We start from the raw sequence: 22,700 nt of genomic DNA, 5'->3' as shown, positions 1-22,700 counted from the left end.
AACATGATGCATCCGCGGGAATATCGTGGACTTGAAGTGGTCGTATTGGGCTTGGCTCGCAGCGGTGTCGCTGCGGCTAAGCTTTTTCATCAACAAGGTGCCCTGGTCACCGTTAATGACAAAAAAGAGCGGAGCGCATGCCCTGAAGCCGACGAATTGGAGGCTCTGGGTATTTCTGTTGTATGCGGGTTTCACCCGGAGTCCTTGGTGCATGAGGGGGTTGCGCTTGTAGTAAAAAACCCGGGCATTCCATACTCGGTTGAGCCGATCCGCAAAGCATTGGAGCTTGGCATTGAAGTCGTTACGGAAGTAGAGGTCGCCTATCAGTTCTGTGAAGCGCCGATTATCGGGATTACAGGTTCAAACGGGAAGACAACAACGACAACATTGATTGGATTAATGCTGGATTCAGCAGGCTTATCGCCTGTTGTGGCGGGGAATATCGGGCGTGCTCTTACGGAAGCGGCCCCTGAGGTAACGGCCGACAATTGGATGGTTGTGGAGTTAAGCTCCTTTCAACTCAAAGGGACAACTTCGTTTCGTCCGAAAATTGCGCTGTTCTTAAATGTGTACGAAACTCATCTGGACTACCATGGTTCGATGGATGACTATATTGCTTCAAAAGCAAAGCTGTTTGCCAATCAAACAGAAGAAGATACGGCTATATTAAATTGGGACCATCCGGTATGCAAATCGCTTATTCCTACGCTAAAAGCGAAGCTTTTCCCATTCTCAAGGAAAGAAGTACTGTCTTACGGTGTTTATTATGACCAGTCATCGGATAACCTTGTTTATGCGAATGGCCAGGGGGACATTGTGCCGATTATGCCGGCACGTGAAATGGGAATGCCGGGCAGCTTTAACATTGAGAACGCTTTGGCGGCAGCGGCAGCAGCCCTCACAGCAGGCGTAGAGCCGCATACGATCGCGGAAGTGCTTAGAAGCTTCAAAGGCGTAGAACACCGTCTGGAGTTCGTGAGAGAACTGAAGGGGGTTACGTTCTACAATAACTCGAAATCGACAAACGCTGTGGCAACGATTAGCTCGATTGAAGCCTTTGACCAAAAGCTAGTTTTAATTGCAGGAGGCTTGGATCGAGGCTCTGATTACATGGAGCTGCTTCCAACATTCCGTGAGCGAGTGAAAGGGATTGTCACACTGGGACAAACAAAAGAGAAAATTAATCATATCGCAGAGCTGGCAGGGATTAGCCGCACTCAAACCGTCGATACTGCTAAGGATGCAGCGGATGCAATTTCGCAAGCCGTTCAGCTTGCTTGGCAGATGTGTGAAGCGGGAGACATCGTCCTGCTTTCGCCGGCTTGTGCAAGTTGGGATATGTTCCCCTCCTTTGAGGACAGGGGACGCATGTTTAAGGAGTCCGTGCATAACCTTTAAATAGGGCTTATCCACATGTGTTTGCTGGCAGGTGACGGTTGTCTCCTGCTCGGCTATTCATCCTTTGGATGTGGCCCAGAACACATAAAGAGGTGTCTGTTATGGGTAAATCACGGTCTGCTCCTGATATTTGGATTATTATTCCAACCTTGCTGCTTTTGACAATTGGCATTATTATGGTTTACAGTGCGAGCAGTGTACTTGCCTTTCGGGAATTCGGCGATTCCCTGTATTACCTCAAACGGCAGTTAATTTTCGCTGTTTTAGGGATCATTGCGATGTTTTTTACGATGAACGTAGATTATCTCGTTTGGAAAAAGATAGCGCGTATTACACTGATCGTATGTTTCTGCATGCTCATTATTGTGCTCATTCCCGGCATCGGGGTTGTGCGTGGCGGGGCCAGAAGCTGGCTCGGGATTGGCGCCTTCGGTATACAGCCGTCGGAGTTTATGAAGATGGGGATGATTCTGTACTTATCCAAATTGTTATCCGAGCAGCAGTCCAAAATTACCCAATTTACCAAAGGGTTATTGCCTCCGCTAGGGATTATGGGGTTAGCCTTCGGCTTGATTATGCTCCAGCCTGACCTTGGAACCGGCGCTGTTCTGGTCGGAGCTTCGCTGCTTATCATTTTTATCTCAGGCGCACGATTGCTTCATCTTTCATATCTGGGTATGATAGGGGTTGCCGGTTTTATTGGGCTCATCATTGCTGCTCCTTATCGCTTGAAACGGATTACTGCTTTTTTAGATCCTTGGCAGGACCCGCTTGGTGCAGGTTATCAATCTATTCAATCTCTCTATGCAATTGGTCCAGGTGGCTTAGTAGGGTTAGGACTTGGTATGAGCCGTCAGAAATACAGTTATTTGCCTGAGCCGCAAACCGATTTTATTTTCTCCATCATTGCAGAAGAACTTGGTTTTATTGGCGGTACTTTAGTACTTCTATTATTTACCATCTTAGTATGGCGCGGTATGCGGGCGGCTATTACAGCTCCGGATACATTTGCAAGTTTAATTGCTGTTGGCATTATAGGCATGATTGCTGTTCAGGTAATTATTAATATCGGTGTCGTCATTGGGATGTTTCCAGTTACCGGTATTACGTTGCCATTCATAAGTGCAGGCGGTTCGTCATTGACGCTTATGCTGACATCCGTCGGCATCCTGCTCAATATATCCCGTTATTCGAGGTGACAAAGGAATGAAAACAATTGTCTTTACCGGAGGAGGCTCCGCAGGACATGTTACGCCTAACATTGCTCTTATGCATAAGCTGAAAGAGTTAGGTTGGGAAATTAAATACATAGGCTCGGCTACAGGCATCGAGAAAGACATCATCGAGCGCGAAGGTGTTCCTTTTTACCCGATATCCTCTGGGAAATTGCGTCGATATTTTGATCTGAAAAATTTCAAAGACCCTTTTAGAGTGATGAAAGGTGTTTATGAATCTTATAGATTGCTCCGTCGTCTGAAGCCCGCCATCGTCTTTTCGAAGGGCGGGTTCGTTTCCGTACCGGTCGTTTTGGGCAGTCGCATGAACAAAGTGCCGGTTATTATTCATGAATCCGATATGACGCCAGGACTGGCTAACAAAATATCGATTCCTATGGCAACGAAAGTATGTGTAACATTTCCGGAGTCCATGCAGCATGTCAACAAAGAAAAAGCGGTTTTAACCGGTTTGCCAATTCGCGAACATATTCGGAGCGGGAAAGCCTCCAAAGGCTATCAGCTTTGCGATTTTCATAAGCAAAAACCTGTTATTTTGATTATGGGGGGAAGCCTGGGCTCGCAGGTTATCAACCAAGCCGTCAGATCCAATCTGCCCCGCTTGCTTGAGCAATTCCAAATTGTTCATTTGTGCGGCAAGGGCAATATTGCGGCTGAGTTTTCCGGGACGCGCGGTTATAAACAGTTCGAATATTTGAATGAGGAACTCCCGGATGTCTTAGCTATGACAGACCTTGTGATTTCCCGGGCTGGCGCTACATCCATCTATGAGTTTTTGGTATTGGAAAAACCGATGCTGCTTATTCCCTTGTCTTTGCAAGCAAGCCGTGGCGATCAGATTCTGAACGCCAAGTCGTTTCAGAAAGCCGGTTACGCGGAGGTTATGCAGGAAGATGAGCTTACAGCTGAATCGCTGCAAGCCCGCCTGGAGGCTCTCTATGCAAACAGAGAAACTTATAAAGCAGCTATGCAATCCCGCAATGACAGCGATGCTGTTGCTGCGATCGTTAAATTGATTGAATCCTACAGCTTATCGAGTTAGTTTTTCGAAAGCGAATGGGCGATTGTCACACTCTATCCGATTTTACATAAACTATACTATAACCGTGACAGACACCTAAGGCTTAATATGGCGCCAAAGATTGAAGCCCGGCCATCTTCAACTTGGTCCGTATTTTTGAAATTATGGAGCTTAAGCTGATTCGATAATTTCGCCCTATGTTCTGTGAAGGAGGTTTTCCCATGCAGCAGTTAATATCCGACTTAAAGGCAGCAAATATTGGCGAGATTCGAACGAATGAGCGACTGGCCCCTTATACGACTTGGAAAATCGGTGGTCCGGCCGATTGCCTTATCCTCCCGAACACGAAGGAGCAGGTTGCTGCAGTCATCCGTTTTCTGCATCAACGTGGAGTACCATGGACGATTATCGGTCGTGGCTCTAACCTGCTTGTCAGTGACAAAGGAATTAGAGGGGTAGTTATCAAACTTGGCTCTGCGCTGGAAACTTTGCGCTTTGAAGGTGCGACGGTTTATGCAGGCGGTTCCTATTCGTTCATTAAATTGTCTGTGCTAGCAGCCAAGGAAGGTTTAACCGGACTGGAGTTTGCTTCGGGCATTCCCGGTTCTGTGGGAGGCGCCGTCTACATGAATGCAGGGGCTCACGGGTCCGATGTGTCACGCATACTCAAGCAGGCTGAAGTCATCCTGGACACAGGGGAATTGGTCACGATGCAGGCAGAGGATTTGCAGTATGCCTATCGGCATTCGATTCTGCACACTCTACCCGGCATAGTCACAGAAGCTGTCTTTGAATTACAGGTCGGAGAACGCAAAGAAATCGCGGGAGCCATGGCGGCTTACCGGGATCGGCGTCTTCGCACTCAACCGCTTCAATTAGCTTGTGCTGGAAGTGTTTTCCGCAACCCCGCAGGGGGATTCGCCGCAAAGCTCATCGAAGAGGCTGGCCTGAAAGGCAAACGTGTCGGTGGAGCGCAAATCTCCCTACTACACGCCAATTTCATTGTGAACACCGGAGATGCTAAAGCCGAGGACGTTCTCACTCTCATCGCTGAAGTACAGCAAATCGTACAGAAACAGTACGGCATATCGCTAGTACCGGAAGTTTTGGTGATGGGTGAGAGGTAAATCGGAGGTGGAACTTTGGAGAAGCTCGTTATCGAAGGTGGAAAACCTCTTACGGGAGCCATCCAGATACACGGCGCTAAAAACGCCGCATTACCAATCTTAGCAGCATGCATCCTGGCTAGCGGCACTCATACTCTGCATAATGTTCCTAATTTGCTCGATATCGACACCATGCTGCGCATTCTTCGTGCGTTGGGCTGCCGTGCCGAACAGCAAGGGGATACGGTATCCATTACAACATCCACAGCTAATTCCTCGCATATTCCAGAAGAATTGATGGGGCAGATGCGTTCATCCATCTTTCTAATGGGACCGCTGCTCGCTAGATTTGGCAGTGTCACCGTGTATCAACCCGGAGGCTGCGCAATCGGCGAACGTAAAATTGATTTGCACCTGAAAGGGCTGCAAGCTTTAGGAGCCAACATCGAAGAATTCGCAAACAAAATTGTTTGCACAGCCGAATCGCTTCATGGCAGTGAAATCGTTCTTGATTTCCCAAGCGTCGGAGCGACGGAAAATATCATGATGGCTGCTGTGAAAGCAGAAGGCATCACAACGATTTATAATGCGGCCCGCGAACCGGAGATTCAGGATTTGCAGAACTTCCTGAACGCCATGGGCGCCGACATTATCGGAGCAGGAACAGATACCATCACCATTCGTGGTGTGGAAACTCTGTCACCTTGCACCTACCGCATCATCCCTGACCGTATTGTGGCTGGAACCTTTATGGTGGCCGCTGCTGCAACGAAAGGGAACATTACTTTAGAGAAGGTTAACCCTGCTCACTTAACCTCTGTGATTCATGTCCTCAAGCGCGCAGGTGTTCAAATCATCTCTGACGGTGATATAATACATGTAAGCTGTCCGACTAGACCGAAGGCCGTCGAACGTATCGTGACTTCGCCTCATCCATCGTTTCCTACTGATTTGCAATCACAGGTTATGGTGCTGCTATCCTTAGCAGACGGGATGAGCGTAATGAAAGAAACGATTTTCGAAGGTAGATTCAAGCACGTAGATGAATTGTCCCGTATGGGTGCAGATATCCGTGTAGATATGAGTTCAGCCTTTATTCGTGGCGTTCCCAGGCTGTATGGAGCGACAGTGGAGGCGACCGATTTACGTGCTGGCGCAGCACTTGTTATCGCCGGTCTGGCTGCGCATGGTACGACGATCGTTGAGCAAATTCATCATATTGATAGAGGCTATGATAGAATTGAACATATGCTTTCAAGATTGGGTGCGTCCGTGCATCGACAATCACCTGTTCCAAGCGAGCAAGCGAACAACTGAATGAATTCCGCGCATCCCTTCCTGGATTCAGGCGGGGATTCACGGTTTCATTTGATTGGTACATACAAGATTGTAAATTTTAACCTTCATTCGAAACTATTAGGTGGTGCCCAGCTTGTCTGACGACCGCAATATGCCCGCTCTGCCGCCCGTTCCAAAGCCACGAGCCCGTACGAATAGAAAACTGCTCATCTTTTTATTTATTTTTTTTATCATCATTTTAGTCATTTTGTTTTTTCAATCTTCACTAAGCCGTGTAAGTGCCATTGAAGTTGAAGGAAATGAGCTCATAACCTCAGAAGCGATCGGACAAGCTAGCCAGATTGCCGTCGGGGACCGGTTTTTTGCCTTCAGTTCACAAACGATAACACAACGTATTGCATCTCTACCCATGATTAAGACAGCTACGGTGAAGAAGCATTTTCCAGGCAAGGTTCTCATTACCGTGCAGGAGTATCCGAAGGTTGCTTTCCAGATAGCAGCAGATGGCAAGAAGCAAGCCGTGCTTGCCGATGGCGCTGTCGTTGAATTGCCTGCTGGCAGCAGCATTCCACTGGATATGCCTATTTTGACAGGGTGGACGGATGGTGATCCGAATAAAGCAGCACTATGCAAAGTGCTTGGTGAAATTCCGGAGAGTGCGCTCTCGGACATTTCCGAAATCAAACCGGACCCGTCGGAGCCGTACCCGGACAAAATCAAGCTGTACACGAGATCCCAATTTGAAGTGTACACCACGATAGCTTACTTGCCTGAGAAAATTGACAATCTGCCTGCTTATATAGCAAGCTTACAAGAGGATCATATTACTAGCGGCATTATCAAAATGCTAGAAGTAGAATATCATGCTCCTTTTGAACCTAATGAAGATACGAAGAATGATTCGAATAATACGTCGGGCCAAAAAGGTGGAAGCAACGCAGCAGCAAGCCCATCACCTGATCCTAACAAGGATGGGAACAAGTCGACGCCAAAGCCGACTCCAAAAGCGACACCGAAACCGTAATCCCAGAGACAGCGCGCCCTTCCTGATAAAAAAACGGTTTAATGGACTACTCAACCATGAAAAATAATGTTAAAATTAGTTTTATGGTTAAATAGGAAATCTATTGACCCTATGAAGTGTACAAGCAATTACTAGACTTGTTTTATCCCTATTCTATTGAAAATTAACTGTTTAAAAAAACGACTTTGCTTCCGTTAAAAAAAATGTTGAAAAAAGAGGGAATATGGCGGTTGTGTGGAATACGTATTTAAGTAATTGTAATGTAAACACAATATTATCCAAGTTATAGGAGGTGCCAGGGGCTTGAGCAACAATGATATCATTGTTAGTTTAGACATCGGTACATCCAAGGTTCGTGCTATTATTGGGGAAGTTGTTAACGGAACCATTAATATAATAGGTGTGGGATCTGCCGAGTCAGAGGGTATTCGTAAAGGCGCAATCGTTGATATTGACCAAACGGTCAACTCCATCCGGAGCGCTGTTGATCATGCTGAACGAATGGTCGGCGTACAAATTTCCGAGGTTTACGTAGGAATTTCAGGGAATCATATTGCTCTTCAATCGAGTCACGGTGTTGTCGCTGTTTCCAATGAAGACCGAGAAATCGGGGAAGAGGATATTGATCGTGTCATTCAAGCGGCAAGAGTCATCGCATTACCTCCCGAGCGTGAAATTATTGGAGTCGTACCTAAGCAATACTTAGTTGATGGCCAAGAAGGCATTAACGATCCTCGCGGCATGATCGGCGTTCGCTTAGAAGTGGAAGCGACGATTATCACAGGCGCGAAGACTGGGATACATAATCTGATCCGAGTTGTGGAAAAATCCGAACTTAAGGTCGCAGGCCTCATCTTGATGTCGCTTGCATCCGGACAGTTAGCTCTTTCCAAGGATGAGAAATCAGTTGGAACTGTACTGGTTGATGTTGGTGCAGGTGCAGCGACGATCGCTGTGTTTGAACAAGGGAATCTGACAGCCACATCAACGATTCAAATCGGCGGTGAGTATATCAGCAATGATATCTCGATAGGCCTTCGTACTCAGCTCGAAATCGCAGAGAAAATAAAGCTGAAATACGGTTGCGCATCGGTAGACGACTCGGCCCCCGATCAAATGTTTAAGGTTACACGAATGGGAAGCAATGTGGAAAAAGAGTTTTCGCAAGTTGATCTCGCGAATATTATTGAACCCCGCGTTGAAGAAATTTTCCAAATGATCCGTGCAGAAGTGCACCGCCTGGGATATGGCGATCTAGCTGGTGGGTATGTACTCACAGGCGGGACCGTTTGTATGCCAGGTGTACTCGCAATTGCACAAGCTCAACTCGCTACATCTGTTCGAATTGCCGTTCCTGATTTCATCGGAGTGCGTGATCCTTCTTACACGAGTGGTGTTGGCATCATTCAATTCGTTTCCAAGTACATGAAAAACCGGAATACCGCTTTCACCAAAAAAGTGGCATCCAAACCTGTAACAAAAAAATCCTCCGAGAGCTCTAAACCTGGTATTTTGGAACGTGTAAAAAGTTTTTTCAGTGAATTTATATAGTGAACGCAACGTTAGGGGGATATGACTCACATGTTTGAATTTGATATGGATATGGAACAGTTGGCTCAAATAAAGGTCATCGGTGTTGGTGGCGGTGGTAGTAATGCGGTAAATCGAATGATCGAGAACGGCGTTAAGGGCGTTGAGTTTATTACCGTTAACACGGATGCTCAAGCTTTACACCTTGCCAAATCGGTGCATAAATTGCAAATCGGGGACAAGCTGACGCGCGGTCTTGGCGCAGGCGCAAACCCGGATGTAGGGAAGAAAGCGGCAGAAGAGTCAAGGGAGATGATTCTGAACACGCTTCGCGGCGCAGACATGGTATTCGTTACTGCAGGAATGGGGGGCGGTACTGGAACTGGAGCGGCTCCCGTTATTGCTGAAATCGCAAAAGAAGTGGGCGCATTAACCGTTGGTGTTGTTACTCGCCCGTTTACATTTGAAGGTCGCAAACGTTCTTTACAAGCAGAGCAAGGGATTGCTGCATTGAAAGAAAAAGTGGATACGCTTATCATTATTCCTAATGATCGTCTCTTGGAAATCGTAGATAAGAAGACGCCTATGCTTGAAGCTTTCCGCGAAGCCGATAACGTACTTCGCCAAGGTGTTCAAGGGATCTCCGATTTGATCGCGGTTCCTGGTCTGATTAACTTGGACTTTGCCGATGTGAAGACAATCATGACAGAACGCGGCTCCGCCCTGATGGGAATCGGAGTGGCAACAGGTGAAAACCGCGCGGCTGAAGCAGCGAAGAAGGCGATTTCATCACCACTCTTGGAAACGTCGATCGAAGGTGCTCGCGGGGTGCTGATGAACATCACAGGCGGCGTGAACCTCAGCTTGTACGAAGTCAATGAAGCGGCGGATATCGTGGCATCAGCTTCCGATATTGAAGTGAACATGATTTTCGGAGCCGTTATTGATGATAAACTGAAAGACGAAATTCTGGTAACAGTCATTGCTACTGGTTTTGAGCATAGAGCATCACCGTTGGCTCAACCGGTTAAGCGTCCGGTCAGCGGACATCAAGAGCAACCACAATCCTCGCCATCCGTTTCTTCCGACCGATTGAACAACCTCAAACCTTTTGGCTCACAGCCGTCAAACGATCAATTGGATATTCCGACGTTCCTGCGCAATCGCGGACGGAATAACGACAAATAATTACACGAAATGTGTAAAGAGACCGAAGTCCTACGTCATGTAGGGGCTTCGGTTTTTTGTTATTTTGAAGGCTTTTCTAGCTAGCTAAAGGCCGCGTCAACTGACAAAAAAAGTAGTAGCTTACTAGCAAGTTTAGACAGACTTTGAACTAGGATTGCCCTATACTGATTTAGAACCTTAAAGTTTCGTCAGGAAAATGGTTGAAAAAGCATCTATCATGGAGGTGAGGACATTGTGATCGTCTACGCGGATCTCATTTTCCTACTGAACTTTCTGATGGATGCGGCCATGCTGATCGTAACGGCCAAAACGCGGAAAATATCGTTCAAGTGGTGGAGAATCGCAGGTTCGTCGTTCTTAGGAGCCTCCTATGTCGTCATTATGTTCTTGCCGGTACCCGTGTTTCTTTTTACATTTTCTGTGAAATGTATGTTTTGTATAGGGATGATTATGACTGCTTTTGGGTTCGGGTCTTTACAAAATTTATTGAGAAACCTCGGAACGTTCCTCTTAGTAAATTTTGCTGTCGCTGGCGGGATGTTTGGTATCCATTACGTCCTTGCATCATCCTCTGAGGTGATGAAAGGGATTGTATTCACCCAATCCGGTGTGGCCATGTTCCAATTCCAAATTGGCAGCGTGCTCTTTGTTCTTTTGTTACTTATTCCATTGCTCTGGTGGTTCAGGACCGTGCTGCAAAGCACGAAGCAGCGTGAGGTGCTGACAGCCTACGTTGCGGAAGTTACGATTCATGTAGGAGATTACACGGCCTCCTGCAAAGGATTAATTGATACGGGAAATCAATTGTATGATCCACTAACGCGCACCCCTGTGATGGTCATGGAAGTGTCGGAATGGGGCGATGTATTGCCTGTAGAGTGGCTGCAGCGGATTCGGTCAGCGGATGTTGACCAAATCATAAGCGGTTTGGGTGTAGAAGAGTTCGTTTGGCAGGACCGCTTGCGTCTAGTGCCTTATCGAGGCGTTAATCGGAACACCCAATTCATGCTGGCCATTAAACCGGATAAGGTGGTGATTACCCATAATAGTACGCAAATTGAAGCATCTAAGGTGCTTATCGGACTCGACGGTGGAAAGCTTTGCAGTGACGGATCCTATCAAGCGATTATTCATCCGGCATTAATATCTGCTGGTTAGCGCTTTCATTGCCCTGGCGAAGTCTGTTCTGATACGCAAAACTCAGCGAATGCTTACGAAGCAAGTTTTGCTAACGCAAAACTCAGTTTATGCTTACGAAGTAAGTTTTCCTACGGAAAACTCTTAGGAGGAAACTAACATGCTCTTGAAGTGGAAAATGCTTTTTCAACTAGCGTACTATCGAATTTTGATGCTCCTCGGCCTTAAGGGAGAAGAAATCTATTACATAGGTGGAAGCGAAGCTCTACCACCACCGCTAACAAGAGAAGAAGAAGAATACTTATTGGAAAAATTACCGTCCGGGGATGCCGCTATTCGAGCGATGTTGATTGAACGCAACCTGCGATTGGTTGTTTATATAGCCAGGAAATTTGAAAATACAGGCATCAACATCGAAGATTTGGTTTCCATTGGCGCTATTGGCTTAATAAAAGCTGTTAATACGTTTGATCCAGAGAAGAAGATTAAACTTGCTACATACGCCTCCAGATGTATAGAGAACGAAATTCTAATGTACCTGCGGCGTAATAGTAAAATCCGTACGGAAGTATCTTTTGACGAACCGCTGAATATCGATTGGGATGGCAATGAACTGCTATTGTCCGATGTGCTCGGAACAGAGAACGATACCATTTACCGCAACATTGAAGAACAAGTAGACCGTAAGCTGCTGCACAAAGCGTTGGATAAATTAAGTGAGCGTGAGCGAATTATCATGGAACTGCGGTTTGGATTACAAGACGGCGAGGAAAAAACGCAAAAAGATGTTGCAGATCTACTCGGTATTTCGCAATCCTACATCTCCAGGCTGGAAAAGCGAATCATTAAAAGGCTTCGTAAGGAGTTTAATAAGATGGTGTAAGGTGAAAAGAGAGCTTGGGATGAGGTTGCGATCCCACCTCTCTTTTTTTTGTGAAAAATATTTTTGAGCTGGTGATATCGAAATTGTTCAGGCGTCACAGGGGGGAGCGAGTCGGAGGCCTTTTGTCAAGTGGCTGGACGGGGGGTTAAGCAGGAATAAATCACTCACTCAGGGGGATAATTAACATTAATGTTTCTCCTTGGGAGGTAATCACGGTGACCCGAAATAAAGTTGAGATATGTGGTGTTGATACCGCCAAACTGCCTGTTCTGACCAATGCTGAAATGCGCGAGCTGTTCGCTGATTTGCAGACCAAGCAGGAGCGAACGGCAAGAGAGAAATTGGTGAATGGGAACCTCAGATTGGTTCTAAGTGTGATCCAGAGGTTCAACAATCGCGGAGAGTATGTGGACGATCTCTTCCAAGTTGGCTGTATCGGTCTGATGAAAGCCATTGATAACTTTGATTTAAGCCAAAATGTCAAATTCTCAACCTATGCTGTACCGATGATTATAGGTGAGATACGCCGCTACTTACGTGACAACAACCCGATTCGCGTTTCTCGTTCCTTAAGAGATATTGCTTACAAAGCGCTGCAAGTCAGAGACAGCCTGACGAATGCGAACTCACGCGAACCTACGATTTATGAGATCTCCGAGGCGCTGAACGTGCCCAAAGAGGATGTCGTGTTTGCACTCGACGCTATTCAAGACCCGGTTTCGTTATTCGAACCGATTTATCATGATGGCGGTGATCCGATTTATGTCATGGATCAAATCAGTGATGAAAGAAATAAGGACATGTCCTGGATTGAGGGAATCGCACTTCGTGAAGCGATGCGCAAGCTGAATGCGAGAGAGAAAATGATTCTCTCCATGCGCTTTTTTGAAGGAAAAACACAGATGGAGGTTGCCGATGAGATTGGCATTTCCCAAGCACAGGTTTCGCGGCTTGAGAAATCAGCCATCTGCCAGATGCAGAAACATGTGAAATCGTAATTTCTATACATAAAGACCGGAGCAGCTGTGACAAGCTGTGACGGTCTTTTTTTGATATTCAGGACATTTTGCCCACACCGCACATATACTAGTACAAAATCAGTTAAAATCCTATGGATTCGTGGTGAATAGCCTCATGAAAATATCTGATTTCCAGACAAAAGATGTCATCAATATCGTGGACGGCAAAAAGCTCGGCCAAATCAGCGATCTGGAGCTGGATCTGCTGCAGGGACGGATCGAAGCGATTGTCGTGCCGAACCAAAGCCGATTCTTCGGATTGTTTGGTACCGGAACAGACGTCATCATACCATGGAAACATATTGTAAAAATCGGCGCAGACGTTGTGCTAGTGAAGCTTGAAGATGCTCGTCCGTATCGTCAAACCGATGAAAATGAAGGTGTCTATGAGTTCAACAGACAGTTCCGCAACTAACGTATGACACACGAATGTAGGCTGAATTCACACAATCAGCCAAGAGACAATCGTGTGTCTTTTTGTTTTGTGCTAAAGTAGAGGTAGTATGAAAGCAAGGGAGTGGGATGATTGTGGAACCATTTGTGAAACAAGTTAGAGAGGGGCAGCCAGCACTCTTTACGATAGAAAGCTGGATGAATCAATTTGAAGGACTTACTGCGGGCTTTACGTCACGACATGGCGGAGTGAGCGAAGCGCCCTATTCAACGCTGAACTGTGGTTTGCATGTACTGGATAATCCTGAGCACGTGATCAGGAACCGCGAGCGTCTAGCTGAGGCAATCGGTCAGCCATTCGACGCTTTTACCTATGCGGAGCAGGTGCATGGCAATGAGGTGACCGTTGTGTCGCTTCAGGAGAAAGGGATAGGAAGAACGTCGAGGGAGTCAGCCATTCAAGCGAAGGACGGCTTTATTACGAAGGAGAAGGGAATTGTGCTCTGTGCGCAGTTTGCAGACTGTGTACCGCTGTTTTTCTACGATCCTGTGCAGCATGTTGTGGGACTCTCTCATGCCGGATGGAAAGGAACCGTGCTAAACATTTCCATGGCTACAATATCCTTAATGACACATACTTTTGGTAGTCAGCCTAAGGACATCAGGGCGGGCATCGGACCTTCCATTGGTGTTTGCTGTTATGAGGTGGACGAAACCGTTGCAACACGTGTGTATGCTGTGCTGGAAGAGATGAATGCAACGCCCGATGAAAGTCTTACGGTGATTACCAGTAAGGACAACGGCAAGTACATGCTGAATTTGCAAGAACTGAACCGAAAATTGTTGGTACAAGCAGGAATTTTGTCGTCCCATATCGAAGTTACTCAGTTATGTACGAGTTGTCGCTCAGATGACTTCTTTTCTCATCGCAAAGAGGGCGGATCAACAGGTAGAATGGTTGCTTGGATTGGTCTTCGGTAAGGAGAAACAAGGAGGCAACGTTTGAAAATTGAGGTGTTTACATATATGACTTTACTAGCGCGTAAAGAAGAAGTTGAAGCTCGTGTTGCCGCAGCTTGCCAGCGGTCAGGACGAAATGAGAATGAGATCAAGATTATTGCTGTGACCAAATATGTATCCTTGGAGACGACCCGAAACGTACTGGATACGGGATTGCTGCATATCGGTGAAAATCGTTGGCAGGATGTGAAGCCTAAGTGGGAAGCACTGCATGACCGGGGTACTTGGCATTTCATAGGCCATTTGCAGACAAACAAGGTGAAGGATGTCATCGGTAAATTTGCTTATATTCATTCGCTCGACCGAATGTCGCTCGCCAAAGAGTTGGACAAGCAGGCTGCGGCACTGGGTATGAAAGTGAATTGTTTACTGCAAGTGAACATATCCGGAGAAGAATCCAAGTATGGCATGGACCCCGAGCATTTCTTCGAATTTGCTGAAGAAGTCAGCAAACTGCAGCATATACATATCTCCGGTTTAATGACGATGGCGCCTTATGAGATGGAAGCCGATGCGACTAGACCTGTATTTCGTGGTTTGAGAGAACTGAGAGATCGGTTGAATGAGCGCAACATCTTCCCTTATGACATCAAAGAACTATCGATGGGAATGTCCGGGGATTTTGAAGTGGCGATTGAAGAGGGAGCTACATGGGTGCGATTGGGTACTGTTCTGGTTGGAAAAGAAGCATAAAGGTTATAAAGGATTGAAGAAGCGGATAGGAGGGAATTATAATGGGAGTTTATAACCGGTTTATGAATTTTCTTGGATTACAAGAAGAGGAAGAAGTTGTGGAGCGTGAGCGAATCGTGGAAACAACGGAAGAACCTGAAACCAATCCTTATGAATTGCGTAATAAAAATAAGGCGAATGTCGTCAGCATTCACTCTCAGAAGAACGCGCGTGTCGTGCTGAGCGAGCCTAGAACGTACGAAGAAACGCAAGACATCGCGGATCATCTTCGTTCTCGAAGAGCGGTGGTCGTCAATCTACAGCGAGTTCGCGGTGATTTAGCCATACGCATCGTAGATTTTTTGAGCGGAACAGTATATGCTTTGAATGGGTCTATATCCAAACTGGGACCGAATATCTTCCTTTGCACACCTGATACAGTTGATATTCATGGCCACATCTCAGAGATGATGGGTGAGGAGTAGGCGCATATCCTAACACAGAGGTGGATGCGTACGTGGATTACGTTCACTATTATCTTAGTATTTTGATGGAAATTTATTATTTCATGATTATCGGTTACTTAATTCTTTCCTGGTTTCCGAATGCACGCGACAGCTTTGTCGGTGGTCTGCTGGGGAAATTAGTTGAACCGTACTTAAGTCCTTTCCGAAAAATAATTCCAAGCATCGGGTTCATCGACTTGTCACCGATCGTTGCCCTTATCGCTTTGCGATTTGTGGTCATGGGGATTATTGCCGTTCTAGATTTCATTGTAGGGATGTTTTAAAATTGTCTAAAGAACTCTATAGTCATTTTCATTCAGACGAACATTACTTTGTAGATAAAGCCTGGGATTGGGTGGAGCGGGCGGCACAGAACCACGCCGTGAAGCTGACTGATTTTCTGGATCCCAGACAAGCTTTCATTTTAACCTCACTCGTGAATCGGCATCCGGATGTGCACTGCCGGTTCGACGGAGGTTATCCGGATGCGGAACGCAGAAGGGCGCTAGTCGCCCCTGACTACCGGTCTTTGGACGAGGAAGATATGGAGATGGCGGTTCTCTCCGTTTCATCTGGGGACGGTAAATTTCTAACATTAGAACATGGGGATTACATGGGCGCCATTCTTGGACTCGGCATGAAGCGAGACAAGGTTGGCGATATTCATGTTATAGAGGGTGGCTGCCACTGCCTGGTTACCCAGGATGCAGCCGATTATTTGCACTTGAACTTGTCACAAGTTCACAGGGTGCATGTTCAGACAGAGCTGCTGCCACTGAATAAGCTGGAGCTAGCTGCTGTGAACCTGGACGAGCTGACGTTATCCGTTGCCTCCATGCGGATGGACGGTATTGTAAGCGATGTATTCAGGCTTAGCCGCGCTAAAGTGCTGATACCTATTCAAGCTGGGCGCTGCCGAGTCAACTGGAAGCCGGAAGAAGATCCGAGCAAGCCTCTGAAAGAGGGCGACATGGTTTCTATGCAAGGGTTCGGCAGATTCAAGGTGCTTGAAGTCGAAGGCGTAACGAAAAAAGGTAGGATTCGTGTGAAGATCGGCAAGTTTGCGTGAGCGTGGATAATTTATCCACGAACCATGCAGGAATTGCTAATTTTCTGTCGAACTGATTCAGTATAGATGTGCGTATTGCCGTGCAAAGCTGTGCAAAACGCAAAGGAGGGGCACTGATGCCATTAACACCGTTAGATATACATAATAAGGAATTTTCCCGTTCTTTTCGCGGATACGATGAAGATCAAGTCAATGAATTCCTCGATCAAGTCATTAAGGATTACGAGGCATTGATTCGTGAGAATAAAGACTTAGCTAATCAAACGGTGGCCCTGCAGGAGCGTCTGGATCATTTCACGAATATCGAAGACTCGTTGAGCAAAACCATCATTGTTGCCCAGGAAGCAGCGGATGAAGTTAGAAATAACGCCAAGAAAGAAGCACAGCTGATCTTGAAAGAAGCTGAGAAGAACGCTGACCGGATTATTAACGAATCCTTGACGCGTTCACGTAAGGTAGCCTTGGAGATTGAAGAGCTGAAGAAACAAGCGTCGATTTACCGCACGCGTTTCCGGACGCTGCTGGAAGCTCAGCTGGAGCTTTTGAATAATGAAGGCTGGCAGAGCATGCAGTTCGATCAAAAAGAAGAAGCTTAGGATGGCGGCTGCCAGGCAGCTGTCATATTGACTATGTCTAGTGAATTCGGTATACTCCTGTTATTAGTATCTCAGTAAAGCTATGACTGGAACGAGTAGGTCGCCTAAGCAGTGTCAGCGAATTAGGGTATCGGTGTGAGCCTAATCTCTGCAGCGTATCGAATATCCCCCAGGAGCGTCTCTTGAATCAAGTAGAGAGAACCGGGTCATGCCGTTATACATGATCGAGTGAATGAGCGAGGAATTGTATGCGTTTAGCGCGTATGTTCGGTGACTCATTAACGAGGGTGGTACCGCGAGTAGAGTTTCTCGTCCCTTTTAGGGGATGAGAGGCTTTTTTTGTTTTTTTGGATGATAAAATGTATGAAGGTAAGAATGGAGTGGTTGAGTTGGATTATGGCAAAACATTAAACTTATTACAAACCGATTTTCCGATGAGAGGGAATTTACCTCAAGCGGAGCCTAAAATTCAAGAACATTGGGATGCCGAAGACATCTATGCCAAAGTGCAGGAGAGTCGCAAAGGCAGAGAAAAATTTATCTTGCATGATGGACCTCCATACGCGAATGGTGACATTCATATTGGACATGCCCTTAACAAAGTATTGAAAGATGTGATTGTTCGTTTTAAAACGCTGCAAGGATATGACGCTCCTTACGTGCCAGGCTGGGATACACACGGCTTGCCGATTGAGCAGGTGATTACGAACAGCGGGAAAGTCGACCGGAAGAAAATGACGGTCCCTGAATTCCGTGAATACTGCAAAGAATACGCGCTGCAATCCGTTGAGAAACAAAAGAGCCAATTCAAACGTCTAGGTATTCGAGGCGACTGGAAGAATCCGTATATCACTTTACTGCCGGAATATGAAGCGGGACAAATCCGTGTATTCGGCAAAATGGTGCAAAAGGGTTATGTCTATAAAGGTTTGAAGCCTGTTTACTGGTCTCCGTCTTCCGAAAGCGCGCTAGCTGAAGCGGAAATTGAATACAAAGAAAAAACGTCCTCATCCATCTATGTCGCATTCCCGGTTAAAGACGGAAAAGGCAAGCTTCCTCAAGACGCAGCAATCGTCATCTGGACGACTACAGCTTGGACGCTGCCAGCCAACTTGGGAATCTCTCTGCACCCGGAATTTGATTATGCTGTGGTGCAAGCTGGCGGGAAGAAGTATGTGCTTGCGAAAGGCTTGCTGGAAGCAGCGGCCAAAGAAATCGGTTGGAGCGATTATGAAGTCTTATCGACTGTGAAGGGCCAAGAGTTGGAGTATGTGACTTGCCAGCATCCTTTCTATGATCGCGAATCGCTTGTTATGGTTGGCGAGCATGTTACGCTTGAAGCCGGTACAGGTTGCGTACATACGGCTCCAGGTCACGGGGAAGATGACTTTGCAATTGGTCAACGCTATAACCTCGGAGTCCTTTGTCCAGTGGACGATCAGGGTCATTTTACAGCGGAGGCTCCTGGATTTGAAGGCATGTTCTATGAAAAAGGCGGCAAGCTGATCATTGAGAAGCTGCAGGAATCAGGCCTATTGCTAAAAGCAGGGGAAATTCAGCATCAATATGCGCATGACTGGCGTACGAAGAAACCGGTTATTTATCGTGCTACGGAGCAATGGTTCGCTTCGATCGATAAATTCAGACAAGAGATGTTGGATGAAATCAAGAAAGTGAAATGGACGCCAGAGTGGGGAGAATTGCGCCTGCACAACATGATCGCCGATCGTGGAGACTGGTGTATTTCGAGACAACGTTCATGGGGCGTACCCATCCCGATTTTCTACTGCCGCAGCTGTAATGAACCGCTCGTCAATGAACAAACGATTGAGCATGTGGCCCAGCTATTTGAGCAAGAGGGATCGAACGCTTGGTTTATTAAAGAAGAGAAGGACCTGCTTCCTGCGGGAACTAGCTGCTCGAAATGCGGTCATGGCGAATTCCGCAAAGAAACAGACATCATGGATGTTTGGTTTGATTCCGGTTCCAGCCATGTGGCCGTGCTTGAGGCCCGTCCTGAGCTTCAGTGGCCGGCAGATTTGTACCTGGAAGGTTCTGACCAATACCGTGGTTGGTTTAACTCTTCCTTGATTACAGGTGTTGCGACGAAAGAGCAATCTCCTTACAAAGGCATTCTAAGTCACGGTTTCACACTGGACGGAGAAGGGCGTAAGATGTCCAAGTCCATTGGGAACACGATTGATCCAAATGTGGTTTGTGGCAAGCTAGGAGCTGACATTCTGCGTCTATGGGTATCCTCTGTAGATTACCAATCAGACCACCGGATTTCGGACAACATTTTAAATCAAACGACGGAAGTTTATCGCAAAATCCGTAACACGATGCGTTTCTTGCTAGGGAACCTGAGTCACTTCAATCCAGAGACAGATCGCGTAGCTGTTGAAAATTTGTCAGAGCTTGACCGTTATGCATTGATCCGTCTGAACCGGATGATTGATAAGGTTGTAAAAGCTTACGATGCTTATGAATTCAACATTGTGTATCAAACGATTCATCATTTCTGTGCGGTTGAGATGAGCTCGTTCTACTTGGATATTATCAAGGATCGCTTATATGCCAACGCACCGCAAGATCCAGCACGGAAAGCTTCGCAAACAGTGTTGTATGATTCATTAGTCGCGGTGACTAAGCTAATTTCGCCAATTTTGGCTCATACAGCTGATGAAGTGTGGAAGTACATCCCTGGCGTAACATTAAGCAGTGTTCAGTTGGCTGAGCTGCCGGAAGTGGATTCGAGCTTGTACAATGTGGAATTGGAAAATAAATGGAACAGCTTCCTCGACATTCGCGATGAAGTGCTGAAAGCGTTGGAAGAAGCGCGTAAAGAGAAAGTCATCGGTAACTCCTTAGGGGCTGCTGTGCACCTGTATCCGAACGAAGCGACTTTTGCTCTGCTTAGCCAGCTTGAACAGCTAGATCAATTGTTCATCGTGTCCGCTGTAACTGTACATCAGCCAGGTACTAGTGCACCTGAAGGGGCTCATCAAACGAAGGATTTGGCTATTGCTATTGAAGTAGCGAACGGTGAGAAGTGCGAGCGCTGCTGGATAGTGACTCCAGAGGTTGGGCAAAGTAAAGAACATCCAACGCTATGCGTCAGATGTAATGACGTGGTTACTGCTCATTACCACGAGTAAGAAAGGAGCAAACGAGCTTGCGCTATTATAGCGAAGCTCGTTTGTCCTGTTTATGTTAGAGCGGCTCGTCATCAAGGGAGCGGTTCTCCGGCTCAAGAAAAGGGTCGCCTTCCTCGCTGTGCATATAATCCCGGTAAGCTTTGCTGCGCACTATGGTGACATGCTCACCATATAAGTCTGTGGCTACGAAGCTTTCGAAAGATTCAACATAGCCGACATTTTCATCAGCTTCAATGTACATTTCGTTGTAATTTTCAACGTTTGGGTCTTCTGCGAATGCAGGCGTATTGGACGTGCCCCAGCTTTCAACGATTTGCCAAGCGTCCTCACCATCAAATTCGGTTTCGTCATTACGCTCGTCAAAGCTTGTTCGGCCAAACGGCGGATAAAGCACTTGCTCTTCAACCGGTCTTCTGATGGACTGTTCAGGATCAGGCACATGTTCTTTGCAGTAGAGCGTGGTTGGAATGGCTTGCAATCGCTCAAAAGAAATCGGGCTATGGCAGAAGATACATTGGCCATAATCGCCTTTTTCCATATGTGCTAAAGCTTCATCAACTTGCCTCAAATGAAACTCAGCATGCTCATTGAGCGAGATATCTTTTTCACGTTCGAAGATTTCAGAGGCCACGTCAGCAGGATGATTATCGTACATGGAGAGCTCACCTGTGCTGTCTTTGAATGAGTTTGACAGGCCAAAATGATCGTTCGTGGCAAAATGTTTTTCAAGACCCAGCTTTTCCTCCAATAATTGCAGGTATAATTGATTTGATTGCTCTTCGGTTAGATGGCTCATAGGTCGTACAGCTCCCTTCTTACAGCTGATCCTTACCGTTATAATGCCGAGCAGCCGCGTTTTTTAGTGAGGTAATTCCTTGAAATTAAGGTACCTTTCTTGCTTACGGATAGATGTGAATGTTTATGAAGTGGGTTTTTGCAGAGGCAAAGCTCTTAGGAGGAAAAGAAATGAAGTATATGAAGTATTATTTCTATGCGTTAATCGTGTTTATTTTGGATCAAGTGTCCAAATGGTTCATCGTAAAAAGAATTCCACTCGGTGAAGAAAGATCTGTCATTGGTGAGTTTTTCATGATCACTTCCCATAGAAACCGGGGAGCCGCATTCGGCATTTTACAAAACCAACGATGGTTTTTCATTATCATTACGACCTTTGTGTTGATCGGTATCATCTGGTATATGCGCCGGACAATTCGTGATGGTAAAACGTTGTTGACATGCGCACTTAGCTTACTCCTCGGAGGAGCTATCGGAAACTTTGTAGACCGCGCATTATTCGGAGAAGTCGTGGATTTCCTGCAGGTGACTTTTGATTTCAGCTTGTTCGGTAAGGACATTTATTACATTTATCCGATTTTCAATATCGCTGATTCCGCCATCGTGATCGGGGTTATCCTCATTTTCTTAGATTCAATTCTTGCGTGGAGAAAAGAGAAAAAAGGAGCGGCTCATGAACACAAATCAGACCTCGTCTGAAATGGCATCTCAAGATGTTATCGAATGGACAGTTGATAAAGAGTATGCGGGTGAACGGATCGATAAATTCATCACCGAAGCGTTGGAAGAAGATGTGTCCAGAACCTTGGTGCAGCAATGGGTCAAAGACGGGCATGTTAAGGTAAATGAGAAAACGATCAAACCGAACTATAAGCTCTCGGAACAGGATGCGATTTCGCTGCAAATCCCTGATCCGCAAGGTGTCGAGCTGCTGGCTGAAGACATTCCGCTTCATGTGGTATACGAAGATGCGGATGTCATCGTCATCAACAAGCAGCGCGGGCTTGTTGTACATCCTGCGCCAGGACATTATTCAGGCACGTTAGTGAATGCCTTAATGCATCATTGCAAGGATCTTTCCGGAATCAACGGAGAGCTGCGTCCCGGCATTGTACACCGCATCGATAAGGACACATCCGGCTTGATTATGTCTGCTAAGAATGACAAAGCCCATGCGAGTCTGGCTGAACAATTGAAGGCTCATACCGTTAATCGCAAATATATCGCGTTGGTCCACGGACATCTTCAGCATGATCAAGGCACGATCGATGCGCCGATCGGGCGCGATTCCCATGATCGCAAGATGTACACGGTAACGGAGAAAAACAGTAAGCATGCGGTGACGCATTTCGTCGTGCTGGAACGTTTCGGCGATTTCACTTTAGTGGAACTCAAGCTTGAAACAGGGCGAACGCACCAAATTCGTGTGCACATGAAGTTTATTGGACATCCCTTAGTCGGTGATCCGATGTACGGCAAGAGCAAAGGGATGTTGATGGATGGTCAAGCGCTCCATGCCGCAGTGCTAGGCTTTGAGCATCCTCGGACAGGGGAATGGCTGCAGTTCGAAGCGCCGATTCCATCGGACATGGAACAGCTGCTGCAAACAATACGAACATCCTAGGGTTCATCTGATGGGGAGAGGAGCGAA

The 22,700-nt window shown here is 46.6% G+C and carries 22 protein-coding genes and 1 other annotated feature; of the genes, 21 read left to right on the top strand and 1 reads right to left on the bottom strand.

Translation table 11 applies throughout. The features are described 5' to 3' along the window. Positions 1 to 3: 3 nt before the first annotated feature. The 19 genes from murD (at position 4) to ileS (ending at position 20,254) form a co-directional block, all read left to right on the top strand. Entirely contained in the window at positions 4 to 1,398 is a 1,395-nt protein-coding gene (gene murD / locus GON05_RS21215; protein ID WP_157321578.1) for a UDP-N-acetylmuramoyl-L-alanine--D-glutamate ligase, read from the top strand. Between the two features lie 101 nt (positions 1,399 to 1,499). After that, on the top strand, positions 1,500 to 2,597 hold the full coding sequence (gene spoVE / locus GON05_RS21210; RefSeq protein WP_157321576.1) for a stage V sporulation protein E: 1,098 nt from the start codon (positions 1,500 to 1,502) through the stop codon (positions 2,595 to 2,597). A 7-nt stretch (positions 2,598 to 2,604) separates the two neighbouring features. Next, on the top strand, positions 2,605 to 3,675 hold the full coding sequence (locus tag GON05_RS21205) for an undecaprenyldiphospho-muramoylpentapeptide beta-N-acetylglucosaminyltransferase (RefSeq protein WP_157321575.1): 1,071 nt from the start codon (positions 2,605 to 2,607) through the stop codon (positions 3,673 to 3,675). A 200-nt stretch (positions 3,676 to 3,875) separates the two neighbouring features. Next, complete coding sequence (gene murB, locus GON05_RS21200) at positions 3,876 to 4,781, top strand: UDP-N-acetylmuramate dehydrogenase (protein ID WP_157321573.1); 906 nt, start codon at positions 3,876 to 3,878, stop codon at positions 4,779 to 4,781. 15 nt (positions 4,782 to 4,796) lie between these two features. Then, complete coding sequence (gene murA / locus GON05_RS21195; RefSeq protein WP_157321570.1) at positions 4,797 to 6,077, top strand: UDP-N-acetylglucosamine 1-carboxyvinyltransferase; 1,281 nt, start codon at positions 4,797 to 4,799, stop codon at positions 6,075 to 6,077. A 115-nt stretch (positions 6,078 to 6,192) separates the two neighbouring features. Further along, entirely contained in the window at positions 6,193 to 7,083 is an 891-nt protein-coding gene (locus tag GON05_RS21190) for a cell division protein FtsQ/DivIB (RefSeq protein WP_157321568.1), read from the top strand. A 303-nt stretch (positions 7,084 to 7,386) separates the two neighbouring features. Further along, positions 7,387 to 8,634: a cell division protein FtsA gene (gene ftsA, locus GON05_RS21185; protein WP_127451985.1), complete on the top strand. Its 1,248-nt coding sequence runs from the start codon at positions 7,387 to 7,389 to the stop codon at positions 8,632 to 8,634. Between the two features lie 30 nt (positions 8,635 to 8,664). Continuing rightward, positions 8,665 to 9,801 carry a cell division protein FtsZ gene (ftsZ, locus tag GON05_RS21180; protein ID WP_157321566.1) on the top strand — a complete coding sequence of 379 codons (1,137 nt, stop codon included), beginning with the start codon at positions 8,665 to 8,667 and terminating at the stop codon, positions 9,799 to 9,801. 234 nt (positions 9,802 to 10,035) lie between these two features. Next, positions 10,036 to 10,959, top strand: coding sequence for a sigma-E processing peptidase SpoIIGA (gene spoIIGA / locus GON05_RS21175; protein WP_127451988.1), 924 nt, complete (start codon positions 10,036 to 10,038; stop codon positions 10,957 to 10,959). Between the two features lie 139 nt (positions 10,960 to 11,098). Then, positions 11,099 to 11,821, top strand: coding sequence for an RNA polymerase sporulation sigma factor SigE (gene sigE / locus GON05_RS21170; protein ID WP_090816111.1), 723 nt, complete (start codon positions 11,099 to 11,101; stop codon positions 11,819 to 11,821). 215 nt (positions 11,822 to 12,036) lie between these two features. Further along, the gene (gene sigG / locus GON05_RS21165) at positions 12,037 to 12,819 is read left to right on the top strand and encodes an RNA polymerase sporulation sigma factor SigG (RefSeq protein WP_127451991.1); all 783 of its coding nucleotides are present in this window, start codon (positions 12,037 to 12,039) and stop codon (positions 12,817 to 12,819) included. A 136-nt stretch (positions 12,820 to 12,955) separates the two neighbouring features. Then, positions 12,956 to 13,255, top strand: a complete 300-nt coding sequence (locus tag GON05_RS21160; protein ID WP_127451993.1) for a YlmC/YmxH family sporulation protein — start codon at positions 12,956 to 12,958, stop codon at positions 13,253 to 13,255. Between the two features lie 107 nt (positions 13,256 to 13,362). Then, positions 13,363 to 14,214, top strand: coding sequence for a peptidoglycan editing factor PgeF (gene pgeF / locus GON05_RS21155; protein WP_157321564.1), 852 nt, complete (start codon positions 13,363 to 13,365; stop codon positions 14,212 to 14,214). A 45-nt stretch (positions 14,215 to 14,259) separates the two neighbouring features. Further along, positions 14,260 to 14,946 carry a YggS family pyridoxal phosphate-dependent enzyme gene (locus tag GON05_RS21150; RefSeq protein WP_157322288.1) on the top strand — a complete coding sequence of 229 codons (687 nt, stop codon included), beginning with the start codon at positions 14,260 to 14,262 and terminating at the stop codon, positions 14,944 to 14,946. A 41-nt stretch (positions 14,947 to 14,987) separates the two neighbouring features. Next, complete coding sequence (locus GON05_RS21145; RefSeq protein WP_127451999.1) at positions 14,988 to 15,410, top strand: cell division protein SepF; 423 nt, start codon at positions 14,988 to 14,990, stop codon at positions 15,408 to 15,410. 65 nt (positions 15,411 to 15,475) lie between these two features. Beyond that, positions 15,476 to 15,715 carry a YggT family protein gene (locus GON05_RS21140; RefSeq protein WP_157322286.1) on the top strand — a complete coding sequence of 80 codons (240 nt, stop codon included), beginning with the start codon at positions 15,476 to 15,478 and terminating at the stop codon, positions 15,713 to 15,715. A gap of 2 nt (positions 15,716 to 15,717) precedes the next feature. Further along, positions 15,718 to 16,500 carry a YlmH family RNA-binding protein gene (locus GON05_RS21135; RefSeq protein WP_157321561.1) on the top strand — a complete coding sequence of 261 codons (783 nt, stop codon included), beginning with the start codon at positions 15,718 to 15,720 and terminating at the stop codon, positions 16,498 to 16,500. Between the two features lie 116 nt (positions 16,501 to 16,616). Continuing rightward, positions 16,617 to 17,096 carry a DivIVA domain-containing protein gene (locus GON05_RS21130; RefSeq protein WP_127452003.1) on the top strand — a complete coding sequence of 160 codons (480 nt, stop codon included), beginning with the start codon at positions 16,617 to 16,619 and terminating at the stop codon, positions 17,094 to 17,096. 73 nt (positions 17,097 to 17,169) lie between these two features. Next, positions 17,170 to 17,416 (top strand) — a binding site (T-box leader). A 69-nt stretch (positions 17,417 to 17,485) separates the two neighbouring features. Next, positions 17,486 to 20,254, top strand: coding sequence for an isoleucine--tRNA ligase (gene ileS, locus GON05_RS21125; protein ID WP_157322284.1), 2,769 nt, complete (start codon positions 17,486 to 17,488; stop codon positions 20,252 to 20,254). 55 nt (positions 20,255 to 20,309) lie between these two features. On the opposite strand, the gene GON05_RS21120 is transcribed toward ileS, so the two are convergent. Further along, complete coding sequence (locus tag GON05_RS21120) at positions 20,310 to 21,050, bottom strand: TraR/DksA C4-type zinc finger protein (RefSeq protein WP_127452004.1); 741 nt, start codon at positions 21,048 to 21,050, stop codon at positions 20,310 to 20,312. 179 nt (positions 21,051 to 21,229) lie between these two features. Here GON05_RS21120 and lspA point away from each other — a divergent pair, with 179 nt between their 5' ends. After that, positions 21,230 to 21,748 (top strand): signal peptidase II, encoded by a 519-nt coding sequence (gene lspA, locus GON05_RS21115; protein ID WP_127452400.1) that lies wholly within the window; start codon positions 21,230 to 21,232, stop codon positions 21,746 to 21,748. Further along, entirely contained in the window at positions 21,723 to 22,673 is a 951-nt protein-coding gene (locus tag GON05_RS21110; RefSeq protein WP_157321559.1) for an RluA family pseudouridine synthase, read from the top strand. Before lspA ends, GON05_RS21110 begins: the two co-directional genes overlap by 26 nt. Positions 22,674 to 22,700 lie beyond the last annotated feature (27 nt).

Source organism: Paenibacillus anseongensis (assembly GCF_009757995.1).
GTDB lineage: Bacteria > Bacillota > Bacilli > Paenibacillales > NBRC-103111 > Paenibacillus_E > Paenibacillus_E chondroitinus.
Note: the sequence above shows the minus strand (reverse complement) of the source record. Positions and strands in the feature narration are given on the sequence as shown.